The sequence below is a fragment of the Streptomyces sp. NPDC091272 genome, from assembly GCF_044757485.1.
In the GTDB taxonomy this organism is placed as follows: domain Bacteria; phylum Actinomycetota; class Actinomycetes; order Streptomycetales; family Streptomycetaceae; genus Streptomyces.
The window spans coordinates 1,131,481-1,144,851 of the sequence record NZ_JBIVVC010000001.1; the positions used below are offsets into that span (position 1 = coordinate 1,131,481).

Genomic DNA, 13,371 nt, shown 5'->3' on the forward strand with positions numbered 1-13,371 from the left:
CCGGGCAGTGGGCCGGCCTGTGGGGGGAGGGACTTGTACGTGGCGCTGACCCGGGCCACCAAGCGACTCTGCACGGTCACCGGCCGCCCCACGTCCTGACGACAGGCGACTCTGCACGGTCACCGCGGCCGCCCCGCCCCCTGACGACCCGCCGGCGGCGTCGCCAGGAGACGCGGCCGGCGAGGTACGGTCACCGCCCCTGTGCGCTGTCGCGTACCGCCACCAGGCCGTTGAAGACACCCGCGTACGCGGTGCCGTCGGGGCCGATGGTGATCGGTGCCCAGTTGTTGTCGTAACCGATGCCCGTACCGGTGAGTTGCCTCCACTTGCGCGCGCCGGTACGGAAGTCGACAGCGGTCAGGTACCAGGCGTCGACGCCCAAACTGTTGCGGTCCTTCTCGTAGAAGTAGAGGAGTCCGTTGGCTGTCGACAGCTTGGGCACGGTCGACGGGGAGCGGATGTCGCTCTCCCAGACGACGTCGCAGCCACTGCCGTCCTCCCGTACGTCGACGCGGCTGACCCCGCCCACGACGGTACGGCCGAAGGTGAGCGACGTGATGTTCTCGTAACCGTAGTTGTTCTCGACGACGAGGCTGTTGCCCCAGCTGATCAGGGAGTTGTCGGTGGTGGAAGCGCCCGCTGTGAAGACCGGGACCTTGCAGACGAGCCGCTGGCTGTCGGGGACGCCGTCCTCCCGCCGGTAGACCAGGACGTTCATGCGGTCGTCGGCGTTGTCGGTGATGGCGACGTACTTCTTGCCGTTGCTGCCGAACAGGTCGGGCGTGGTGCCCGAACCCTGGTTCACCGAGCCGGGCTTGGTGCCGGTGCCGCGGTCGTAGACCTGGCGCCAGACGGCGCGCGGCGTGCCGTCGGCCTCCGTGCGGAAGCTGTACAGGGCGTGGTCGGTGACGATCGAGACGCCGTCGTCCGCGATCGAGAAGGAGTTCTGGATCTCCTCTCCCGTCAGCCGGACCGAACGGATCGCGCCGGTTCCTGGCTCGACGGTTCCGACGCGGCCCTGCCGGGTCACCCACCAGATGCGGCCCGCCCAGTCGGGCATCACGGAGGTGACCGGGTCGCACACCCCGCTCGGGAACAGATTGGTCCAGCTCGCACAGTCGTGCGGGACCTGTGCGGTGAGGTCCCAGTCGTCGGTGACCCTGAAGCTCCAGCTGCCGTCGGCGGCCTGCTCGTGCGCGAGGCGCAGGATGTGCTGGCGGGAGTCCGCGAGCACCAGGCGGTCCTCGTTGTCGAGGTAGGAGTAGGCGCCGCCCGAGGTGTCCTTGAAGATCTTGGAGAAGTCGAGGGAGGTGATGGCCTCGACGGTCGAGGAGCGCTGCGGCAGCTTGTACTCCGCGAGCGTGGCCAGGGACCTCGGTTCGAGGAGCTTGACCAGGAAGCCGGTGAACGTGCCGCAGACGGTGACGATGCGCCCGGCCCTGTCGAAGGTGACGGTGGCACACTCGCCGCCGAGCGCGGCCATCTTCTCGCTGCTCACCGTGGGGCGGTTTCCCAGCGGGCCGGCCCACGGATAGGTGCCGCTGCCCCAGGCGTCGCCGTGCATTCCGCTGCGCCCGTTCGCGGCGAGGAAGGGGTGCTGTGCCGGCGGTGTCCCGGGCACGGGCGAGGCCGCGGCGGGCGCGCCGTCGTACTCCTTGACCAGCCGGTGGCCCGGCGCCTTGGGGATCTCGTCCGCGTAGACCGAGCCGGCGACGAGAACCGCCGCGGCGCTCATGATGAGGACCAAGGTGCTGCTGAACGGTCTGCGGGACATCAGTCTCCTCGTCGTGCGTATCCGGGTCGTACGAGTGCGGCCGCGCCTCCCGGCCCTACGTATTCGCACGCCGACGGCCGAGGTTAGGGCCCGTCGCCAGAAGGGTCCATGGCAATGCGCTCCGCATTCACGGGGGTTCACAAAGGTGCAACAGGCGGCAGCACAGGGGGCGTCCGGGGGGCGCCCATGGTGCGGAGGGCACGGCCGACCCCGTGGGACGACCTTGTCCGCATGTCTGCTCGTCCGGGGCGCGCGGACTGCCTACCATCACCCCTGCACTGTCCTGAAGCCTGGGAGCGCGGATGAACGGCAAAGCAGGCCCTGAGCCGGGGCTCTCCCCGGAGCGGCTCGTCTTCTTCACGGACGCGCTGTTCGCGATCGCCATGACGCTGCTGGCCGTCGAGCTGGAACGCCCGGACGAGACGGAGCGGTCCTCGGCCCGAGAGCTGGGCCGCTTCCTGGTGGAGCAGCGTGGCTCCTACGTGGCGTTCGCGTTGGCGTTCGTCCTCCTGTGGTCGGTGTGGCGGCGTCACCACCGACTGATGGACGAGGTCGTCGTCCTGTCGAAGTCCTTCACAGGGTGGCACGCGCCCTTTCTGATGCTGGTCGCGTTCCTCCCGTTCCCGACAGCGGTGATGGGCGCCGCTCTCAGCAACCCGCTGGCGCAGAACCTGTTCGCCGTGACGATGGCGGCCCTGTTCGTGTGCGAGGCCGTCATCAAGGAGATCGCCGCGGGAGCGGGCCTGGTCGGCACGGACCCCGCACACATCCGGGCGCACGCCAACGGGTCCTGGGCGGTGGGTTCGTGGTTCCTGCTCAGCGCGGGCGTGGCCTGGTGGTTCCCGTATGCCTTCGTCATGTGGTTCGTCGCCCCGCTGGCGGCCACGTACGGCGGAGCGCTGATCACCCGCGCGCGGGGCGACCGCCAGGACCGCCCCGGGTGAGCATGCGCCGCCGGGCACCGTACCGACGTCGGAGACCACGGTGCACAACTGGGCACAGAAGTTGGGGCTGCCGGAGCGGAGGGCCGGTGAATGCCACCCCGGACAGAAGGGCGTCGGTGAGTGTCGCCCCACCCAGGTTGGCCTTGGTGAGGTCGGCTCCGTGTAGTTGTGCACCGGCGAGGTGGGGCCTGTGGAGGTCGAGCTGTTCGCGGGGGTCGACGTGGGTACGTGATTCCGCGCGCGTCAGCGCGGTCAGCGCCGCCTGGACATCGGCGGCCGGTTCCTTGGGGAGTGCCTTGCCTGGTAGGGAGGGCGCGCCCTCGTAGGGTCGCGGGCCGGGGGGCGGTGGGTTTGGCCCTGGGGTGTGCGTTCGCGTAGAAAGTGGCCCAGGACGCGTGCGGCGTCGGTGGCGGCTTGTTCGGGTGCGTCCTGGACGATCTGTTCCAGGGCGAGGATTCCGCCGATTCGTACGTACTGTTCGCTGGGGCCGAGGCGCTCCAGAGGTTTGGTGCAGCGGTTGGGACGGCGATACCGTGCACGACTGGTTCGTGCTCCTGGTCGCGGTCCTGGAAGCCCCGGACGGGGACGGCCACCTGGCGACCGTCTACCACCGCGCCGACGGCCGTCCTCCTGGTATCGCCGCGGCCGAGGGCGGCCGGGCGCTGGCCGAGCACCTACGCGTGCCCTTCCACTTCGCGTCTCCCGGCATCCCCAATGACGAGGGCCCGCGCTGCGCACGCTCCAGCGGTTCGCGGCAGGACCGTAATGGATGGACGGCGCGAGACGATCTCAAGCAGCCTTGACCTGCTGCCTCCGTTCTCATGAACTCCCGGAACGCGCACGGGCCGCCGTACCAGGATGAGCAGTGCACCGTGACCGTGCAGCCGGCCGCCTTGTCCGGAGGGTGGGCGCACGACGGAAGACGCGTGCCTCCAGGTCGACGGCGCGCTTCTGTAGCGCTCTCGCGTCCAACACCTGTCTGGTCAGCGTCAACGAGCGGTCCGGTGCGACGGCCAACCTCATTTGCCTGTAGATCCCTTACGGGACGGCCCTTAATCAGACGTAGTGGCAAGCCGAACGGCGAGTCCGGCGAAGACCGTTCCGCTGAAGACATTGAGTCCGCGAGCCACGCGGCGGCTGCTCCGCAGTAGCGACGCGAGTCGGCCGGAGAGCAGACCGATCGAGGTATCGACAGTCAGTCCCACGAACACCAACGTGAGTCCCAAAATCGCGAGTTGCCACCCGGTGTGTCCGAGGCTGGGGTTCACGAACTGCGGCAGAAAGGCGACATTGAACAAGATCACCTTCGGGTTGAGCATATTAGTGATGGCCCCCTGCCGGAAGGTCCGCAGCCGCCCTGGGCCCGGCCCTCCAGCCGCTGCGGCGGCGTCGCCACCGAGGTCGGATCGGTCACGAAACGCCGTGATCGCAAGGTAGAACAGATAGGCCGCACCGACCCAGCGCAACGTGTCATAGAGCGTCGGTAGCGACGTGAAGAGTGCCGAGAGGCCGAGCGCGGCAGCAACGGCGTGCACCATGGCCCCGAACGCCACCCCCAGAGCCGCCATCACGCCTGTGGTCGGCCCACCGCGCCCGCCCATGGCCACAACAAACATCATGTCCGGTCCTGGAGTGACGCACAGAACGAAAGCGGCGGCCACGAAGGCCACGTACAAGGGTGTGTCAACCATGGCAGTCATGCTGATCGCTGCAGGTGCTCCCGTCGACTCAATTCCACGGGTTGAGAAGCGAAGGCGTTCGCGGGTGGACGACGCGTTTCAACGCTTGCGGTTGGGACTCCACTCGTAGGCCCCAGGGGCCGTCTCCACGACTTCGCTCGGCCAGGTTTCTCGAACATGCTGAAGTCGCTGAAGTCGCTGATGATGCTCCTGGATCCAGGTCTCCTGCGGCTGGAGCCAGAGGACTGCGGTGAGGCGGTCGGGGTCGTCAACGGTGCTTTTTTCTGGCCCAGAGCAACAGAAGAACCGAGCACACCGCGGCGAACGCGCACCACGTCGAGATGTACTCCTGGCGCCACAGCCCGAAGGACACCGCGGCCCCGACGGTAACCAGCACACCGAACAGGACGAGCCACCGGTCACCGGAGATGAGCAGCGAGCCGAGGGTGGCGAGGAAGTATCCGACCACGAGCAACTCCGCCTGTGGCAGCCCCAGGGCGTACCCCACGGTGTGCCCCCGGATCTCCGCCGTCACCGTTCGGGTCGCCAGCGCGTGGGCGAGCGCCGCCGCCGTCGCGACCCCCACCGCCAGCGGGACAAGCAAACGGCGCCGCGCACTCGGCGGAGCAGCGCACAGCACGGCTGCCGGTACCCACAGCGCCAGCAGCGGGAGCGCGATGACACTCCAGGCGAGAGTGGCGGGTCCGGTGCCGCCGTCGTGGTGCCAGACCACGGCCTCGATGATCTGGTGGGCGCCCAGGAGCAGGGGCAGCGCGGCCAGCGGAACGTCTCGGGGATGACGTGCCGCCACAGCCACCGCGGCAACACCCACCGCGGTGATGACCGTGCCCGCTACGAGATCGGCCGTCGCACTCCAACACATGGCAGCGACGCTACGGGTGCCCTGCCCACGACACACGCAGGGCGCTCCGATGCGCTCCTGGACCTGGACCGGAGGTGTACCCGTGTGGACGCGGAACACCCCGTCAGTGCCCGGTCGCCAGGACCAAAGCACTAAAATAATAGGCAAAGGGTTGTTTTTGCCTCACTCAAGAACCCTGGTCAGGTGGCGCGTGCCCGCTCGGGACCTTCGGCGGCCACGCGAGTTCGCCGCGCCAGTGTGAAACCGATCAACGAGTAGGGCCCTCAATAAGTACGTAAAGGGCGAAATGCCCGGCTCGACGAGGAGGTCTCACTCATGCGCAAGGCGTTCACCATCTCCGCCATAGCCGTCGCCGCCACTCTGGCGATGGCAGGGCCGGCCACCGCGTTCGCCTCGGAAGGTCCGGCATCCCCGGCGGTGTCCGTCTCGGACACCCCGTCCCCGGCCACCTCGCCGTCGGACTCGCACCCCTCCGACAAGGCGGAAGCCCCGGTCGTCTCCGTGATCTCGGCGCCGAAGGACAAGACGGGGTACGCGGCCGGGGAGGTCGTCAAGTTCAAGGTCTCCGCACCCGCTGGCGCGAAGGTGTCCGCGAGCTCGGACGCGCTCAACGGCATCACCGTGACGCAGACAGGCAAGGGCGGCGACCACAACACCTACCTCGGTTCCGGCACGGTGAAGTCCGGCTTCGGCATCGGTACGGCACACCTCACGGTCACTGCTGACTTCGGTGACACCGGCTCGCAGGGCGCCACCTCCTTCTTGGTGAACACGGACACCCGGCCGTCGCCCACCCCGCCGGTACCGGCCCCCTCGCAGGCCTCGATGTCCCTGTCGACCGACGGGGGCAAGCCGGGCGACAAGGTCGCCGTCACCATCAAGAGTGGCAACCTGAAGGGCAATGCCACCGTGAGGTCCGCAGCCTTCACCAGCACGGTCAAGCTGGAGCGCGATCCCCAGCACGAGGGCACCTGGCACGGGCAGGCGACAGTTTCCGGAAACACCAAGACCGGCTACTACGCGGTCAGCGGCTACGTCGGCAACACCAAGATCGACACTGCGAAGTTCGGAGTCGCAGCAGGTGACGCGGCGAACAACGGCAAGCACCACAGCGCGAACGACGGCGACCACCACGCCGTCAACAACGGCGGTCACCACACCGCGAACAACGGCGACCGCCACTCCGTCAACAACGGCGACCGCCACTCCGTCAACAACGGCGACCACCACGCCGTCAACAACGGCGACCACCACACTCTCCAGCGCGCCCACGTGAAGCCGCTCCACCCCCAGGAGTTCAAGGTTCCCAAGGGCTCGGTCCAGACCGGGATGGCCCCGGCCTCCGGCAGTGGAGTCGACACCGGGCTCATCGCCGGTGGCGCCGCGATCGGCGCGGCAGCTCTGGCCGGCACGGTCGTGCTGCGTCGCCGCCGCAGCAATGGCTGAGCCGGGGACGCACCGGACGCGCCGAAGGAGTGGACCGGGTGCGCCCCGCACGGCCGCGCTGGCGTTGATCACGGCACTCGCGGCCACGACGGCGGTCGGCTGCTCCTTCCCCTCGCCCACAACCGGTACCTCGGCGTCCGGCAGCGGGACGAAGACCGTCCCCGCCTCCGCCATCGCTCCGTCGGTCCCGGACCGGATCTCCATCCCTGACCTCGGCGTGGACGCCCCCCTCGACACGGTGGGTCTCGACGCCGAAGGAGTGATGGAGACCCCGCCCATGAACAGACCCATGGACGCCAGCTGGTACCGCGAGGGCCCCACCCCGGGAGAGAAGGGCGCGGCTGCGATCGTCGGGCACCTGGACACGCCGGAAGCCCCGAAGGCTGTCTTCCACAACGTCAAGGAGCTCAGGAAGAACGAGGAGATCAAGGTCCACCGCGAGGACGGCACCACTGCGGTCTTCTCCGTCGACTCGGTGGAGACGTTCAAGAAGGACGGCTTCCCGACGGACAAGGTCTACAACGGGACCGGCAAGTCGGAGCTCCGACTGATCACCTGCGGCGGATCACTCACCCCGGACCGGCACTGGGACTCGAACGTGGTGGTTTTCGCCCACCTGAAGGGCAAGTCCCAGGCCTGACCGCGACACCGCGCGTTCTGGAACCGTACCGAACGGCTGCCTACCCGGCCGGGACGTCCCTACAAGGGCGTCCCGGCCTCCGTCATCACCGGACTGGTCGACGAGTACGCGGATCGCCACCCATCCACTCCTGGTGGGCGGCGACTGGGTCGGGCCGCGACCGCTTCCTCGTCCGAAACCACCCTTGAGGTCTAGACCAGTAGAGGTCTAACCTTGCGCGACAGGGTCGGCACATCGAGTGATTGAGGATCCAAGTGAACCGCTCGGGGAACGAGAGCGAACGCCGCAGGACCGTGGACCGTCAAGTGACCCCACCCGTGTACCGGCGTATAGCGGAGGACCTCCGACTGCAGATAGCCGCTGGGGAATTCGCCTCCGGAAGCCGGCTTCCTTCCGAACGCATCCTGGCGGAGCGGTACCACGTCCATCGTCAGACCATCCGCTGCGCCCTGCAGCACCTCCGGGCCAACGGACAGATCTTCACCGACCGAGGTGGCTCCTACGCGAGGCGTAGCACCATGCCGGTGCCGTCGGTCCAACCCGATACGCAGGGCGGGTTGCGCGCCTTCCCCGGGGGTGCGGTGCCCTTGGAGGCCGACACCAGCCGGACGGGCCGTCTCTCTGCTGCCGTTCCGCCCCCGGAGCTGGCTGCCGATCTGGGCGTCGACATCGGCGAACGCGCCCCGGTCCTGCGCAGCCAGATCGTCCATCGTTCGGGAGCGGTCATCCAGGATTCGGTCTCGTACTTCTCCATGCACGCCCTGACCGTGCTTCCCCAGCTGACGCGGGAGTTCGTGCAAGGAGGAGCCGAACGCCGACCGGGCCTGACCGCGCTCTACGAATGGCTCGCGTCCGCAGGTCTGACGCTCACTCGGCGGGAGCACCTGATGCCCACGCCCATCCCGGACGCGGAAGTACCGCCGCCGCAGGGATGGTTGTCGATCCGCCGGTTGGTGAGTGACCAGCACGACCGACTCCTCGAAGCGACAGACCTGCGGTGCGACCTCAACCGCAGCACGCTGGTCTACGAGTCACCCTCCGCCCACCCCTAAAAGTTGTTGCACAAGCTCTTGTGGTGGGCATCTCCTTTGTATGCGTGGGGTGTTGCGGGCTGAGGCGTTGTGGGTGGAGACCTTCACCGGGCTGCGGATGGACCGGTTCGTGAAGCTGGTGAAGGTGGTGCGTGAACGTGGTGGCAACGGTCCCGGCGGAGGCCGGCCGTGGGCGCTGCCGTTGGCCGAGCGGGTGCTGTTGGTGGCCGTCTATTACCGGACCAACCTCACGATGCGCCAGCTCGCTCCGCTCTTCGGGGTCTGCCCGGCGACCGTCTGCCGGGTCATTCACCGGCTGCGCCCGCTGCTGGCGCTGGAGTCGGCCCCGCGGCCACTCGCCGACACCGACCGGCTGTGGATCGTGGACGGCACCTTGATCCCGGTCCGCGACCGGGGCGTGGGCGCCTCGTCGCGTAACTACCGGTTCTCGGCGAACGTGCAGGTCATCATCGACGCCGATACCCGTCTGGTGATTGCTACCGCCCGCCCGGTGCCGGGCAACAAGGCCGACGCCCACGCCTGGCGCGAGTCCGGCCTGCCCGCGAAAAGTGCGGGCGTCACGGTGTTGGCGGACGGCGCGTACTGGGGCACCGGCCTGGTGGTCCCGCACCGCAAACGGGCCAACCGCCCGCTGCTGCGCGGCCAGGAGGAGGACAACGCCGCACACCGCAAGGTCCGGGCCCGGGTCGAGCACACCTTCGCCCGGATGAAGAACTGGAAGATCCTCCGCGACTGCCGCCAGAAAGGACCCGGCCTCCACCACGCCGTCCAGGCCGTCGCCACCATGCACAACCTTGCCCTCGCCGGATGAATCCGCAGGCCAGAGCCGCCCACCGGCCTGCCCGCACCCACCCTTGTGCAACAACTTTTAGGACGTATTCCGAAAGAGGACCTTGTCGCCGTCGCTCGGGCACTCGACGCTGAAGGCCAGTGAAGGCCAGTGAAGGCCAGTGAAGGCCAGTGAAGGTCACCAGGATGAGCGTGGGCTGCTGTTCGCAGCCGGTCGTTGACGGCTGCGATCAGGACAGTCACCTCGTGCTTGATGGCGAGCTGGGTACGTATGGGCCCGGCGGGGTTTCCTCAGGTCGATCCAGGCCAAGGAGTTCCATCGCCTCCACGACGGCCTGCCCGTGGCTTAACTCCCGTGCCAGGCGCGCTGCTTGGGCCTGACCGCGTCCGGCCGAGCGGACCGAGTAGCCAATTCGAGCCAGGCGTCTTGACCATCCATTGACAGGTAATTGACCAAGCATTTACCTTCGGTCGGCGGATCGACGAAGGACCGATCAGTCATCCGTGCCGCATTCCCCAGACACTCGTGGAGGTTCGCCATGGACAAGCTCATCAGGCAGCTGACCCAGGACAGCAACTGGTCGAAGTGGGTGGCCGCCAACTCGGCGCAGGGTGCCAAGGACGGATGCATCAGCGCCACCCCGAAGGCCGGGTGCATCAGCGTCGCCGGCAAGAGCGGCTGCATCTCCTGACTCACGCCCACCCATGACGGGGCCGCCGGATGGCTCACGCCCACCCATGACGGGGCCGCCGGAGTTCGTTTCGGGCGGCCCCGTACCGTCACCCCACGGAGCACACATGAGTCCGCTGCCCAGCCCGCATGTCGTCGACCGGGTCCGCGACATCCCGGTCTACCGCGCGTCCGTCGCCCGGGGCGACTTCCCGATCCTGGAGAAGGCCGAGATCGCGCGTGGCTTCCCGGACAACTGGATGACCCCCGGTCTCGCCGCGGCGCTGGAGGCGGGCGAGGCGGAGTACGTCCTCTCGACCGGCACCAACCACGCCCGGATGCAGCTGATCCGGCCGCCGTACTTCCTGCTCCGCTCCTACTACCGACTGTGGAGCGAACACCCCGACCTGCGCGGCACCTGGGAAGCAGGCGCCAAGCGCATCTCCCTGACCACCGTGCTCGCCACCGAGCACGTCGCCCGCGTCAACGCCAAGAAGCCGGGCGCGACCCCGGGAGAACGCTGGCTCGACGACCGTACGCTCTATCTCAACCGCACCCTCGACCCGGCCGACTGGGGCCGGGCAGAGGTGCGACGCATGCTCGCCGAGATCCGCGCGGTCAGCGACGCCCACCCCACCGGCGCCTACCACCTGGACTGCTCGGGCTACCACCTGGCCCACCTCGTACAGAAGGTGGATGCCTGGGGCCTGTGGGACGAGTTCCCGAGGCCAGGCAGCATCGTCCACGCCTACGAGTACACCCCGCTGAACGTACGCGCCCTGCTCCACCGGCACTTCGACTGCCCCGTCGTGGACCTCTTCGGCAGCACCGAGCTGGGCTACCTCTACTCCAGTGACCCGCGCACCGGGCGATACCGGCCGCACCTCGACGACATGAGCGTCGAGCTACTCCCCGTCGCCGCCGGCAGCGGCATCCACTGCCTCATCGTCACCAGCTTGCGCAACCCCTTCATGCCGCTGGTGCGCTACCGATCAGGCGACTGCGTGCGCACCCTCGACGGTTCCGCCGACCCCGAGCGCATCGCGGCCTTCTGCGGCCGGGAGAAAGAACTGCTCGACGCCCCGGACGGACCTGTCGCACAGGCCGACCTCGACGCCATCGTCAACGAAGCCTCCGACCGCCTCTTCCTCGCCCAGCTCCGTCTGTCCGAGACGTCCCGCCGCGCCGCCCTGCACTACACGACGTTCGACGGCGCCCCGCTGGACGCGGCGCGGGCCCGGCACCTCGAAGGGCGTGTCGGTGCACTCACCGGACATCCCTGCACCATGGAGCACCGGGCCGACCTGCCGATCGGCCGCTCCGGCAAGTACGCCTGGCTGGCGCGCCCCTCCTGACCCACGTGCACGCCCGGCCGGGGCCCGACCCGCGTCGTACCGGCCGAGGCGGCGCGGCCCCCTCCCTGTACCGGACGGCGCGGATTCCCGCTTCGGACGGCATGACCCCCGCGACAGCGCCCCCTACGTTTTCACTGCCGATCGGCCAGCCCCGCCCCCCAGCCCGAACAGGACCCCGCCCGTGACCACTTCAGCAGTTCCCGCCCCCACCGCCACAGACCTCCTGGGCAACGCGCTGCACGGCGAGGTCGTCGGGCACTTCGCCGCGAAGACGGAACACCCACGCGCCCAGGTCGAGCACCAGGTGCGCGAGTGCCTGCGCTACCTGTACCTGCTCTCCCGGCATCCCGACCGGCTCGGCGGGCTGTTCCTGCCGGTGGAACAGGAGATCGACGAGATCTGGCACTTCCTCATCCTGCAGACCCGCGAATACCGCGAGCTGTGCGAGACACGCCTGCCGGGCGGGCACTTCATCCACCACCGCAGCATCGCCTACACCGACTACCAGGACGGCGACCGGGCCGACACGGGACGCCGGGTCGCCGCAGAGGAGGCCCTGCGCTGGATTCCGCTCTACACCGCCGCGTTCGGCCCGTTCGACGCGGACGCGCTCCCGCACTGGACCATCGTGCGCTTCCTCCATCGGGAGATGGGTATGAGCCTGGCCGACATCTCCGCCCTGGAACCTGCCGCCCCGGCAACCTCCGACGGGTCCGCGTGACATCGGTGCCCGGTACCCCCCAGCGTGCCGGCCCGAAGACGCAACGCCGCGTCCTGACCGTGCTCGTCGCCTCGCAGGCACTCGGCGGCGCCGGAATGGCGGCAGGCATCACCGTCGGCGCGCTGCTCGCACAAGATCTCCTCGGCTCCACCGGCCTGGCCGGACTGCCTGTGGCCCTGTTCACCGCGGGGGCCGCGCTCGGCGTCCTGCTCATCGGCCGGATCTCCGAGCAGTGGGGACGCCGTCCCGGACTCGCCCTCGGGCACTCGATCGCCGCCCTGGGCAGCATCGGCGTGATCGTCGCGGCCTGGGCCCGTACCGTACCCCTGCTCCTGGTCGCTCTCTTCGTGTACGGCGCCGGCACGGTCACCGGCCTGCTCGCCCGGTACGCCGGAACCGACCTCGCGTCGCCCGAGAAGCGCGGTCGCGCCGCCGGGACCGTGCTCCTCGCCACCACGTTCGGCGCGGTGGCCGGGCCGGCCCTGGTCGGCCCCACCGGAACCCTGGCCGCCGCGCTCGGCCTGCCCCGGCTCACCGGCCCTTTCCTGCTGGCCGCCGTGGCCTACTCGGCCGCCGCACTCGTCATCGCCCTCTGGCTACGCCCCGACCCTCTCCTGCTCGCCCGGGAACTCCGCCGGCACGCCGCCGGGCCGCAGGCCGGAGGGCAGCGCGGCCGCCGCTTCGAAACCGGCGTCGTCACCGGAGCGGCCGTGATGATTTGCGGACAGCTCGTCATGATCGCCGTCATGACGATGACCCCGGTGCACCTCACCCAGCACGGACACAGCACCCAGGCGGCCGGGGTCGTGATTGGCGTGCACGTGGGGGCCATGTTCCTGCCCTCTGCGCTGACCGGGCTGCTCGTCGACCGGCTCGGGAGCCTGCCCGTGGCCGCCTCCTCCGGCGGTGTACTGCTCGCCGCCAGCCTGTTGGCCGCCCTCGCACCACCCACCGGGGCCGCCGGAATCTTCGCCCTCGCCACCGCGCTGGTGCTGCTCGGCATCGGCTGGAACATGGCGCTCGTCAGCGGCACCGCGATGGTGGCACAGGCCGCACCGGCCGAGGCCGGCGCCTCCGCGCAAGGACTGGCCGACGTGGGGATGTCCGTCGCCGGCGCCACCGGAGGCCTGGCCTCCGGGCTGGTCGTGGCAGGCGCCGGCTACCCGCTGCTCGCCGTCTGCGGGGGAGTACTCGCGCTCACGGTGATACCGCTCACGGCCCGCGCCGCCCACCATCGACCCAATGCCCCACGCCCGCCCGAGAATCCCGTGAATCCCGTGAATCCCGTGAATCCCGTGAGTCACGAGAAACCCGAGAATCCCGTGAACCCCGTGAACCCCGTGAATTGAGACACCACTTCGACGGCGCGCCGACACACCCCGGCACCCAGGACGTGCGCCCAGCGACCTTTCAGGAGA

The 13,371-nt window shown here is 69.2% G+C and carries 14 protein-coding genes and 1 pseudogene; 11 read left to right on the top strand and 4 right to left on the bottom strand.

What is annotated here, in order from left to right:
• Positions 1-190 precede the first annotated feature (190 nt).
• Positions 191-1,735: a hypothetical protein gene (locus tag ACIQM4_RS04680; protein WP_401586147.1), complete on the bottom strand. Its 1,545-nt coding sequence runs from the start codon at positions 1,733-1,735 to the stop codon at positions 191-193.
• A gap of 341 nt (positions 1,736-2,076) precedes the next feature.
• Between ACIQM4_RS04680 and ACIQM4_RS04685 the strand changes: the two genes are divergently transcribed.
• Positions 2,077-2,718, top strand: coding sequence for a TMEM175 family protein (locus tag ACIQM4_RS04685; protein WP_401585884.1), 642 nt, complete (start codon positions 2,077-2,079; stop codon positions 2,716-2,718).
• Here the strand turns inward: ACIQM4_RS04685 and ACIQM4_RS04690 are convergent.
• The gene (locus ACIQM4_RS04690) at positions 2,678-3,232 is read right to left on the bottom strand and encodes a pentapeptide repeat-containing protein (protein WP_401586149.1); all 555 of its coding nucleotides are present in this window, start codon (positions 3,230-3,232) and stop codon (positions 2,678-2,680) included. The two genes, ACIQM4_RS04685 and ACIQM4_RS04690, sit on opposite strands and share 41 nt — an antisense overlap.
• 19 nt (positions 3,233-3,251) lie before the next feature.
• On the opposite strand from ACIQM4_RS04690, the gene ACIQM4_RS04695 reads away from it, so the two are divergent.
• Positions 3,252-3,521: a hypothetical protein gene (locus tag ACIQM4_RS04695; RefSeq protein WP_401585887.1), complete on the top strand. Its 270-nt coding sequence runs from the start codon at positions 3,252-3,254 to the stop codon at positions 3,519-3,521.
• Positions 3,522-3,770: 249 nt separating this feature from the next.
• Here ACIQM4_RS04695 and ACIQM4_RS04700 read toward each other — a convergent pair whose 3' ends face one another.
• Together ACIQM4_RS04700 and ACIQM4_RS04705 are read right to left on the bottom strand one after the other, a co-directional pair.
• Complete coding sequence (locus ACIQM4_RS04700; RefSeq protein WP_401585891.1) at positions 3,771-4,409, bottom strand: LysE family translocator; 639 nt, start codon at positions 4,407-4,409, stop codon at positions 3,771-3,773.
• A gap of 256 nt (positions 4,410-4,665) precedes the next feature.
• Positions 4,666-5,280, bottom strand: coding sequence for a DUF6629 family protein (locus ACIQM4_RS04705; RefSeq protein WP_401585893.1), 615 nt, complete (start codon positions 5,278-5,280; stop codon positions 4,666-4,668).
• Between the two features lie 315 nt (positions 5,281-5,595).
• Here ACIQM4_RS04705 and ACIQM4_RS04710 point away from each other — a divergent pair, with 315 nt between their 5' ends.
• The 9 genes and pseudogenes from ACIQM4_RS04710 to ACIQM4_RS04750 all read left to right on the top strand — a co-directional run bounded on the left by ACIQM4_RS04710 (position 5,596) and on the right by ACIQM4_RS04750 (position 13,302).
• A complete protein-coding gene (locus ACIQM4_RS04710; protein ID WP_401585895.1) occupies positions 5,596-6,726 on the top strand; it encodes a hypothetical protein in 1,131 nt (376 codons plus the stop codon).
• 64 nt (positions 6,727-6,790) lie between these two features.
• Positions 6,791-7,366: a class F sortase gene (locus ACIQM4_RS04715; protein WP_401585901.1), complete on the top strand. Its 576-nt coding sequence runs from the start codon at positions 6,791-6,793 to the stop codon at positions 7,364-7,366.
• A gap of 317 nt (positions 7,367-7,683) precedes the next feature.
• Positions 7,684-7,851 (top strand): annotated as a pseudogene (locus ACIQM4_RS04720) (winged helix-turn-helix domain-containing protein); the annotation flags it as partial.
• Between the two features lie 102 nt (positions 7,852-7,953).
• Positions 7,954-8,418, top strand: a complete 465-nt coding sequence (locus ACIQM4_RS04725) for a hypothetical protein (RefSeq protein WP_401586156.1) — start codon at positions 7,954-7,956, stop codon at positions 8,416-8,418.
• 40 nt (positions 8,419-8,458) lie between these two features.
• Positions 8,459-9,229: a transposase family protein gene (locus ACIQM4_RS04730; RefSeq protein WP_401585903.1), complete on the top strand. Its 771-nt coding sequence runs from the start codon at positions 8,459-8,461 to the stop codon at positions 9,227-9,229.
• Positions 9,230-9,746: 517 nt separating this feature from the next.
• Positions 9,747-9,899: a hypothetical protein gene (locus ACIQM4_RS04735; RefSeq protein WP_401585906.1), complete on the top strand. Its 153-nt coding sequence runs from the start codon at positions 9,747-9,749 to the stop codon at positions 9,897-9,899.
• Between the two features lie 106 nt (positions 9,900-10,005).
• Entirely contained in the window at positions 10,006-11,232 is a 1,227-nt protein-coding gene (locus tag ACIQM4_RS04740; protein ID WP_401585909.1) for a hypothetical protein, read from the top strand.
• A 181-nt stretch (positions 11,233-11,413) separates the two neighbouring features.
• Positions 11,414-11,953 (top strand): hypothetical protein, encoded by a 540-nt coding sequence (locus tag ACIQM4_RS04745; protein ID WP_401585912.1) that lies wholly within the window; start codon positions 11,414-11,416, stop codon positions 11,951-11,953.
• A 5-nt stretch (positions 11,954-11,958) separates the two neighbouring features.
• Positions 11,959-13,302: an MFS transporter gene (locus ACIQM4_RS04750; protein ID WP_401585915.1), complete on the top strand. Its 1,344-nt coding sequence runs from the start codon at positions 11,959-11,961 to the stop codon at positions 13,300-13,302.
• The last annotated feature ends 69 nt before the right edge of the window (positions 13,303-13,371 follow it).